At 74.2% G+C, this 9,228-nt stretch carries 7 protein-coding genes; 4 read left to right on the top strand and 3 right to left on the bottom strand.

What is annotated here, in order from left to right:
* Positions 1-123: 123 nt before the first annotated feature.
* Together ACH4B3_RS26950 and ACH4B3_RS26945 are read right to left on the bottom strand one after the other, a co-directional pair.
* A complete protein-coding gene (locus ACH4B3_RS26950; RefSeq protein WP_398466968.1) occupies positions 124-2,136 on the bottom strand; it encodes a PEP/pyruvate-binding domain-containing protein in 2,013 nt (670 codons plus the stop codon).
* The gene (locus tag ACH4B3_RS26945; protein ID WP_398466966.1) at positions 2,133-3,506 is read right to left on the bottom strand and encodes an acetyl-CoA carboxylase biotin carboxylase subunit family protein; all 1,374 of its coding nucleotides are present in this window, start codon (positions 3,504-3,506) and stop codon (positions 2,133-2,135) included. Before ACH4B3_RS26945 ends, ACH4B3_RS26950 begins: the two co-directional genes overlap by 4 nt.
* A gap of 364 nt (positions 3,507-3,870) precedes the next feature.
* Here ACH4B3_RS26945 and ACH4B3_RS26940 point away from each other — a divergent pair, with 364 nt between their 5' ends.
* The 4 genes from ACH4B3_RS26940 (at position 3,871) to ACH4B3_RS26925 (ending at position 7,839) form a co-directional block, all read left to right on the top strand.
* Positions 3,871-5,163, top strand: coding sequence for a PAS domain-containing protein (locus tag ACH4B3_RS26940; protein WP_398466964.1), 1,293 nt, complete (start codon positions 3,871-3,873; stop codon positions 5,161-5,163).
* Between the two features lie 454 nt (positions 5,164-5,617).
* Positions 5,618-6,322: a GNAT family N-acetyltransferase gene (locus ACH4B3_RS26935; protein WP_398466962.1), complete on the top strand. Its 705-nt coding sequence runs from the start codon at positions 5,618-5,620 to the stop codon at positions 6,320-6,322.
* 327 nt (positions 6,323-6,649) lie between these two features.
* A complete protein-coding gene (locus ACH4B3_RS26930) occupies positions 6,650-7,297 on the top strand; it encodes a dihydrofolate reductase family protein (protein WP_398466960.1) in 648 nt (215 codons plus the stop codon).
* Between the two features lie 293 nt (positions 7,298-7,590).
* Positions 7,591-7,839 (top strand): hypothetical protein, encoded by a 249-nt coding sequence (locus tag ACH4B3_RS26925; protein ID WP_398466959.1) that lies wholly within the window; start codon positions 7,591-7,593, stop codon positions 7,837-7,839.
* A 2-nt stretch (positions 7,840-7,841) separates the two neighbouring features.
* Here the strand turns inward: ACH4B3_RS26925 and ACH4B3_RS26920 are convergent, their stop codons facing one another.
* Entirely contained in the window at positions 7,842-9,122 is a 1,281-nt protein-coding gene (locus ACH4B3_RS26920; RefSeq protein WP_398466957.1) for an alpha/beta hydrolase, read from the bottom strand.
* Between the last annotated feature and the right edge of the window lie 106 nt (positions 9,123-9,228).

The following is a 9,228-nucleotide window of genomic DNA, read 5'->3' as shown; positions in this document are numbered from 1 at the left end:
CCCACCGCGGTTTACACCCCCGCGCAAACCGTGGTTTGCGCGCTGTGCCCCCCCCCCCCGCGGGGGGGGGGGGGGGGGGGCCGGCCCGGGGGGGGCGGGCCGCGACGGCGGATGCCCGCCGGCTCACAGCGCGTACGGGCGGATCTGGACCAGCCGGAAGTCGCCCTGCTCGGTCATGAGCCACTCGATGTCCAGCGGGTCCTCGGGGTCGGCGCCGAAGTGCGACTGCAGCAGCCGTCCGGTGAGCGCCAGATCCGCGAGGCGGGCCCGGTGCGCGGGCGGCAGGTCCTCGACGGCCGAGCCGACCGCGACGGTGCGGCCGCCACCCTCCACCGTGTTGTAGAGGTACTGCAGCGGCAGCACCGTGCCGTCGACCACCTTCTCCGGCGAACCCGGAGTGCAGTTGAGGTAGACGTTGCGGAAGTCCTCGCGGCGGGTGGGATTGCAGGTCACCAGGACGCCGCCGAGCGATGCCGGGACGTACTCCTGCACGATGACCCCCATGTAGGTGTCGTCGAGGGGGATGCCCGCCTGATGGCGCAGCCGTACGCTGCGCGGCGAGAGCAGCGAGGCCCAGACCTGGCGTACCGCGTCGAGGAGTTCCGCTGTCCCGCGGACGGTGGTGATCGAGTCGTACATCCCGGCGGCGGAGAAGCCCGGCAGGTCCTCCGCGTTGGACGAGGAGCGTACGACCAGGCGGCGGCCGGCGATCGGCCGGTCACCGACGGCGCCGGTGATCCGCGCGGCGACCTCCTCGGGGATCGGGGTGCCGCGGACCAGTTGCTGCAGGTGGAGGCAGAGGGAGTCGAGCAGGTCGGTCGCGGACAGCTCCAGCGCCATCTTCAGCTTGCCCAGGCCCTGCTGGAGGGCGGGGGAGGAGATGAGGAAGCGGTGCTGCAGGGCGAACGGCAGGGCGATGCCCTCGGGAGCCCGGATGGTCTCGGCCACGAACCGGGCCGCCGCGCTCCGGAGCGCCTCCGGCCCGGCGTCGGCGGGGGCGGCGAGCCGGGACGCCAGATGCCCGTACAGATCGCGGCGCGGCGGCCGCGGCCGGCCGTAGTAGGCGGTCAGGTCCGCGGTGCGGCTGTCCAGTACGTGGTGCAGCTCGCCGAGGTTGGCGGCCTTGGTGCCGTAGCGGTCCCGGTCGGCGCCGCGCAGACGGTGCAGCTCCAGCACCGGGACGTCCTCCAGCAGCGGCGGCTCCAGGCGGATGCGCTGCCGGTGCCAGGCCGGCTCGTCCAGTTCGGGCACGCTGCCCAGCCGGGTGAAGCTGATCTCGTCGTCGTCCACCCGGTACCGGACCCAGGCCCCGTCGAGCGCGTCCGCCTCGACCAGTTGGCGCAGGTCGCGCACGATGGCGTTCGGAATGCCCCAGCCGGAGGCGAGGACGTTGGTGTGCGACAGCGGGGTGATCGGCGCCGCGTTGATGAACCCGGCGACCCTGGGCACGTCGTCCGGCAGCCGGTCCATGGCCACGATGTCCGCCCAGCCGAGGCCGGCGGCGTGCTCCCGGTACTCCTCCGGAGAGCGGAACCAGCGCAGCCGGCCCACCGCCTCGCCGGTGTTCAGCGGAGTTCGGGGGCGGCTGACGAACAGCTGGTGGCTGAGGATCCGCGGTACGCGTACCTCGCTGATCACCGCCAGCTCGTGTTCCTGGCCGTGGTTGGCCGGTTTGAGCAGCAGCGGCAGACGTCCGTCGACCCGCTCCCGTACGAAGCCGTAGAACTCCTGGAGCAGGGCGCCGTCCATGGTGTCGGCCTCGGTGGTCTCCAGGACCAGGAAGGGCCGCTCACGGCCTTCGGGGTCCTCGTCGGCGTGCAGGGACAACACTCCGAGCAGGAACCGCCGGTCGGGATCGGTGTACACCGAGGCGTTGAACTCGTCGAGGCAGGCGTCCAGTTCCGCCAGGCTCATGCCGAGGATCCGGGTGGCCGTGTAGTTCACGTGGAAGGGGTGGACCGCCGTGTCCAGCAGGTGCCAGGTGTGCTCGGCGCGGTCCACCACGACCTTCACATACGGGTGCCCGGCCAGCACCCCGGACAGGGTGCGGAACAGCGGGAGCGACAGATTCTCGCCGACCACCGTCGCGTCGGTGCCGGGGGCCGCCGGACTCGGCAGCACGCGCGTGCCGCTCATATCCGCCCCCCGCCGTCCGGGACGGCCGGGAGGACGTCCGGCAGGGCGTCGGTCAGCGTCTCGAAGTCGCGGATCACGGTGACCGGGTCGGACGCGGAGAGCAGGCACAGCGCGGCCATGCTGTTGGCGCCCGCCGCCGGGTCGTAGACCGGCACCGGGGTACCGTGCGGAAGCGAGTGCTCGGTCACCTCCGTCAGCCGGCTGCCCTCGGTGATCAGCGCGGGCCGGTCGACGGCGGAGAAGTCCCACACCCGCCGGTCCGGCCAGGGGGCGCCGGTCCGGTCGACGCCCAGCACGACCAGCGATCCCGCCGCGCCGACGGCCTCCCCGGGACCGAGCACCCCACCGGGCCAGGCCACCGGCCGGCCGAGCAGGCCGTCGACGAGCATGCCGATCAGGTCGGCGCCGAAGACCTCCTCGATCTGCGGCACGGTCATCGCCCCGCCGAATCGGGCGGCGGTCTCGATGACCCACATCTCCCCGCCGGCACCGAGCTTGATCTCGGTGTGGGTGCCGCAGGTGCGCAGCCCCAGCGCGTCCACGGCGGCCCGGGCCAGCTCCACGATCCGCTCCTGGGCCGCCGCGGGGAGCAGTGCGGGGGTGATGCTCGCACGTTCGGTGAAGGGAGCCACGGTGGGCATGCGCCCGCTCAGGCACACCGGGTGGTAGACGCCGTCCGCGACGATGCCCTCGACGCTGACGTAGTCGCCCCACCCCGGCTCGTCGAACCAGTCCTCGGCGGTGCCCTCCACGATCTGCTCGACCAGGAAGTCCCCGTCCGCGCCCGCCACATGCAGTTCGGCGTAGCCGTGCCGCGCGGACTCCTCCATCACTGCCCGGGCCCGGCGCCATGCCGGGGCGATGTCCTCGGGACCGCTGATGATCCGGTGCGCCGTCGACCCGGCGCTCCAGGCCGCCTTGAGCAGCATGGGGAAGCCGATCCCGGCCGCGGCGGCGCGTATCTCGGCCTCGTCGGCCACGGCACGGAACCGGGGCTGCGGCACGCCGTGCTCCCACCAGGTGAGGCGCATCATCCGCTTGTCGCGGGCGAGCACACAGGTGTCACCGGCTCCGGCGAGGCCGAGCTTCCGGCACGCCTCGGCCACCGCCACCACCGCGTACTCGGAGGGCGTGAACACCGCGTCCGCGCCGACGGCCTGCGCCCGGGCCGTGATCAGTGCGACCAGGTCCGGGGGCCCGGCCTCACCGGGCACGGTCACCGAGGCGCACAGCCGGGCGCACCGCCCGCGGGCCGACGGCGGGAGGGGGCTGAGCGCCAGCAGGTGCACTTCGGCCCTCGCGGCGACCCGGGACAGTGCGTACTCCAGCGGTGGCCCGCCCTTGGCGTACACGAACAGCACCTTGCTCACGGGAAACGACTCCTCGTTCTTCCGGGGGATGGTCGTCGGCCCGGCCGTCCGACGGGCGTTCGTCGCGCTCCGGGCCCGTCAGGCGAAGCAGCCGGCGGGAACCGAGTACCCCCGCGGCGGCGCGGGCCTCTCAGGCAAATGCCTGAGTGTTCCCGGCGGCTGACGCCCCGCCGGTACGGCGGCGCCCCCAACCCCGTGGCTCACCGGGTGCTTCCGGAAGGCGGGGCGCCGCGCCCCCGAGGCGCTGAATCCGGCCCGATTCGCGCTACCGGCGGTGACCGGGCATGCGCACGCAGAGACGGGGAAGCCCTTGCCCAGGCTCCGGCGCAGGGGACCGGAGCGACCGACAGCGAAGAGGCGGCTGATGGACGAGACCAGTCTCAGTACGCTGCTCGACCGCATGCCCGTGTCCTGGTGGGAGGCGGACGAAGGACTGCGGGTCATCGACTGCGGCGGTGGCGCGTTCCGCGATCCGCTGATGGCCCAGCGGCTGCTCGACACCCTGGGCCCCAGAGCGGCACGACCGGTGGCGCACGGCGGCATCGACCGGCTCCAGGTACATTTCGCCGGCCGGCTGTTCGACGTGAGCTGCTATCCCGAACGGCCCTCCGCCCACGGCCGGGGCAGGCTCAGCGGTCTGGCCGTGGACATCAGCACGGTCACCTCCGAACGGCGCCGCTACGACGCGTTCGCCGACTTCGCTCCGGCCGCGGCCTTCATCCGCGACGGCCACGGCCGCTACCTGTGGGCCAACCACGCCTACGCCCATCTCTACGGCACCACTCCGGAGGAGGTCGTGGGCCGCCCGGTCACCGACTTCGACGCGCCCGAGGACGCGGCCGCCTTCCTGGCACTGGACCGGCAGATCCTGGCCTCCGGCAAGCCGGTCCGGCACACCCTCGGCTTCCACCGCCCCGACGGCACCCCGGGGAAGGCGGTCGGCCACCGGTTCCCGGTCATCGAGGGGCGGCAGACGTGTGTGGCCGGCATCTACGTCGACATCACGGACTACACCCGCGCGCTGAGCCAGCGCCGCGCCGCTGAGGAGAACCTCCAGGCGCTCAGCGAACACAGCGGCCTGCCGTGTGCCCTGCTGTCCGCCGGCGGCAGGATCCAGCGGATCAGCGGCGCGGCCGCCGGGCTGCTGCGCGCCCGCCCGGCCGATCTGCTGGGCCGCTCGGCGCACGGCTTCCTCGCCCCCGCGGACGATCTCGCGCAGCTGTGGCGGGTCTGGCGCGAGCTGGTGGCCTGCCGCAGGCGCCGCATCCAGACCTCGGCCGCCTTCGTCAGCGCCGACGGTGCGCACTGGCGGGCCCGGCTGCTGCTCACCGCTGTCCGCGGTGACCCGGGGCGGGCGCGCGGCGTCTGGGCGATGCTGACCCACCAGGGCCTGCCGCACCGGCCGCTCCCGGCACTCACCGCCGCCCAGATCCGTATTTTGGCCAAGCTGGCCGCCGGCCATGGCAACAACGAGATCGCCGCATCGCTCGGCCTCTCCCGGCAGACCCTCGACTACCACCTGGGCCGGCTGCGCGACCTGCTGGGCGCTCCCACCCGGCTCGCCCTGGTCGGCCGCGCGTATGTGCTGGGCATCCTCGACCCCCAGGCCTGGCCGCCCCGCTCCGCGACCATGCCGCGGCCGTCCGGTCCACGGTGAGGCAGCGGCGCGGGGCTTCCCCGGTGCTCGGCCGCGCGGGCGCGGCGGGCCGGCCGCCGGACCACCGCGGCTCCGCCCGGGCCCGGCCGGCCGCCGCCGTCGCGGCCACGCCGGCCGCCCGCCGCCGTCGCGGCCACGCCGGCCGCCCGCCGTTCCGCCGGCGGGCGGGTCGGCTGCGTCCGCCGGCCGCCCGGCGGCGGCTCTGCGGACTCCGGCCGGAGGGCTGCCGGTTCCGGTGAGCCCCTGGCGACGACCGCTGTGCGACCGCGGTCTTCCCGGGCAGGCGGGCACGGTCCTGGACATGCGGTGGTGCCCCGTACGCCCCCGGCGCGGGCAGCGGGATCGAGGGCGGTGACGGCCCCGGAGCCCCGGCGCCACTCCCGGACCCGCCCGCGGGAGCCCGGGCGGTATCGTGCCGCTCGGCCGAGCGCGCACAGGGGAAGGGCACACCACGATGACGAGCGGGGACACCACGGCACTGGAGGATCCGGTGGGCGAGTCGCTGCGCGGCCGCCACGCGGGGTTCGGGCGCCGCCTCGGACGGGCCGCCGGCTACCTGCCGCACGTCGCGACCTTCTCCGCGGTACCCGCCGACGCGGACGAGGAGGACTGGGCCCAACTCGCCCGGCTCCTCGGCCGGGACGCGTTCGCCGACATGTTCAGCTGCCCGGCGACCCCACCGGCGGACTGGGAGCCGGTCTTCGTCCTCGAAGGCCGGCAGATGGTCTGGCCCGCCGGCAGCAGCCCCGACCGGGCACCGGCCGCGGCCGGCACCGATGTGGTCGAACTGGGCGCGGCCGACGTGCCGGAGATGCTCGACCTGGCCGCGCGGACCAAACCCGGCCCGTTCTGGCCGCGCACCCACGAACTCGGTACCTACCTCGGCGTTCGCGACGGCGGCCGGCTGGTGGCCATGGCGGGCGAACGGCTCCGGCCTCCGGGGTGGACCGAGATCAGCGCCGTCTGCACGGCCCCCGAGGCACGCGGGCGAGGACACGCCGCCCGCCTGGTCGGTGCCCTCGTCGCACGTGTCCTGGCCCGGAACGAACGCCCCTTCCTGCACGTGGCCGAGGTGAACACCGGCGCGATCACGCTCTACGAAGGGCTCGGCTTCACCAGCCGGACGCAGGTGACCTTTCGCGGCTTCCGCACTCCGTGACGGTACGAGTGCGGTCACTCCGCCGCCGACGCCCCGGGCGTACCGGGCCCGGCGCCACCGGCCGGCTGTCCCTCGGCTGCTGTGGGGCGGCGGCGCCTGCCGTTCACGAGCCGGCCGTCCGGCACACCCGACCGGGCCTCCTCCACGGGCGGGCGGAGGATGGACGGCCCTCCACGGGAGCGGACACCCCCTCCCCACCGCCACCCGCCACATATGGGCGCGGCACCCCTCACCGCCGGGGCGGCACCCGACCGGTCACCGACGCGGCGATGAGTTTGCCCGGTCCGGGGAGTCTCACCACTGACGTCCCCGACCAAGGAGGAACACATGGCTCAGCAGCTACTGAGAGTCCAGAACTTCAACGTCTCCAGTGACGGTGTGGGCGCCGGTGAGAACCAGAGCCTCGAGAACCCGTTCGGTCATGCCCATCCGGAGCGGCTGTTCGCCTGGGCCGGTGCCACGGCGAGCTGGCCCATGCGCGCCGAGCCCGGTGGGAGCCGGGGCCTCGACGACTACTTCACCCGGGACTACGCGCGCAACATCGGTGCGGAGATCATGGGCCGTAACAAGTTCGGGCCCCAGCGAGGGCCGTGGCAGGACCATGAGTGGAACGGCTGGTGGGGCGACGAGCCCCCGTTCCGCACCCCGGTCTTCGTCATGACCCACCACCCGCGTCCTTCGATCACGCTGTCCGACACCACGTTCCACTTCGTCGACGGCGAACCCGCCCAGGTGCTCGAGCGGGCGCGGGAGGCCGCGCAGGGCAGGGACGTCCGGCTCGGCGGCGGGGTGACCACCATCCGGCAGTTCCTCGACGCCGGCCTCGTCGACACCCTGCATGTGGCGGTCTCGCCGGTGAAGCTCGGGTCGGGGCTACGGCTCTGGGAGTCCCCCGACGAGCTGCTCGACCGGTTCCACCTGGAGGTGGTGCCCAGTCCGAGCGGTGTGACGCACCACCTGTTCTGGCGGAAGTGACCACTCCTCAGGGCGGTCCCGGGCGGCCGGACCGCCTTCCGGGGCCGCCCTGAGGCCGTTCGTCACGTCCCGCATCGGGTGGCCGGCTGCCGGGACCACGCGGCCGCGGCCGGCCACCCGGCGCCCGGCCGCGGCCGCCCGCCGACGCGGGTGGTCCGGCCACGTCGTTCGACAAGCTCGCCACCGTCGTCACCGAACCGGATTTCCGCGGCTGCCGGTACCTCGCCGCCGACCCGGCCCTGGCCGACCCCGGCCACCCGGGACATGCCGTGACGCGCCAGTACCGGGAGCGCGTGAGCCGGCTGCCGGCCGACGAACCCGACAGGCTCGGTCATCCCCGGCCGGCCCACGCCGCCGACCGGCTTCAGCTGCTGATCGACGGGGTCTTGGCGGCCGGAGCCACCCGTCCGGAGACCGACCCCGCCGCATCCGCGCGAGAACTGGCCGAGCGGATCCTCGCCGACCCCGGCCACCGGGACGACCCGGCGCGCCCGGCCCGGCCCACGCCCGGCCCACGCCCGGCCCGTCCGGCGGACCGGTGATCTCAGGGTGAAGGGATGTGCCGGGTGAAGAACGCGAGCACCTGGCCGCGCACCGTGGGCACCGATGTCGCCGGGTCGATCGCGCCGACCAGCTTGGTACGGTCGTCCGCGGTCATCAGCCCGGCGGCCTGCAACTGGGGCGCCATGGCGGCGTAGTCGGTGAACACCCAGTGGGTGGCGTCGCCGAGCTGACGCCGGCGAGTGCATCCCTCCCGGTGGGCGAGCATCGCCGACCAGGAACGATCGAACCGGGCGTCGCGGAATCCGTCGGTCCCGAACAGCAGCAGGGGCCTGTCCACGCCGTGCCGGGCGATCGGGAGCAGTTCGCCTTCCTCGCCTGGAGTGTCCGGCGGGTAGTCCAGATAGCCCTCGAGGTTGACCGCCGCGTCGATCCGCCGATCCTCGTACATCGCCTGGGCCGCGGTCGTCCCACCCGCCGAGTGGCCGTAGACCCCCACCCGCCGCAGGTCCAGGGCCCGGTCGAGGTTCTCCGGCAGCGGGCGTGCTCCCGCGTCGGGATTCCGGCCGGAGGCCAGCATCGCCAGCTTGTCCAGCACGAGCCGGGTGTCCGCGAGCCGGGCGCCGATCACCGTGCGGAAGACCCGCGGCTCCCCGGGAGTCCCGGGGAGTCCGTACTCGCGCACCGTGCCGTCGGGATACTCGACCGCACCGCACTCGCCGGGATGATCGATGGTCACCACCACATAGCCGTGACTGGCCAGTTCCTCGGCGAGCGCGGTGCCGACGGTGCGCGGGTCACCGCCTCCCGGGGTGTACAGCAGGACCGGTCGCCGGACCGGCTGTGCCGGCGCACCCGTGTGTGAGTGGGTCATCGTGGCGGCCCAGTCCACGCCACTCGCCGGCAGTTCCCGATGCAGGTACACGGGGTCGAAGGCCGTGAACTTCTCCGCCGCGGCCGGGGTCATCTGCGGTGCGATCGGGTACCCGCGGACCGCCCTCGCGGGGTAGAACACCGTGACCATCACCTCGCGCGCGGCGCTGCCGTCCCACGGGTCGGGCCTGTGCTGATCGACCAGATGCAGCGTGGTGACCCCGGTCCGGTGCGGGCCGGTCGGTGCCGGCAGCCGCACGGTGACGTCGTCCGCCACCCGCGCCTGGGCGAAGCCCCCGCCCACGAACAGGGACGCCGCGGTGAGGAAGGCCGAGGTGGTGACGGCCCGTCGGGTCACTCCGGCGGTCCCCTCACCCCCGGAGCCGGTGCCCCGCTCAGGCGCACCGGCTCTGCTCATGTGCTCACTGGTGCCGGTCTGCCTACCGACCATCGCTGTCTCCCTGTGCCTCTGTGACGTCGGCCGTCCGCGACGTCCGACCTCCCCCGGGGTCGAAGTACGAAGGGGGATGACCTGAATGCTGCTGCTCGGCGGCGGC

It is taken from the genome of Streptomyces sp. NPDC018031 (genome assembly GCF_044327625.1).
Lineage (GTDB): Bacteria > Actinomycetota > Actinomycetes > Streptomycetales > Streptomycetaceae > Streptomyces.
The sequence above is the reverse complement of the archived record's forward strand: the minus strand, read 5'-3'. Positions and strand labels throughout refer to the sequence as shown.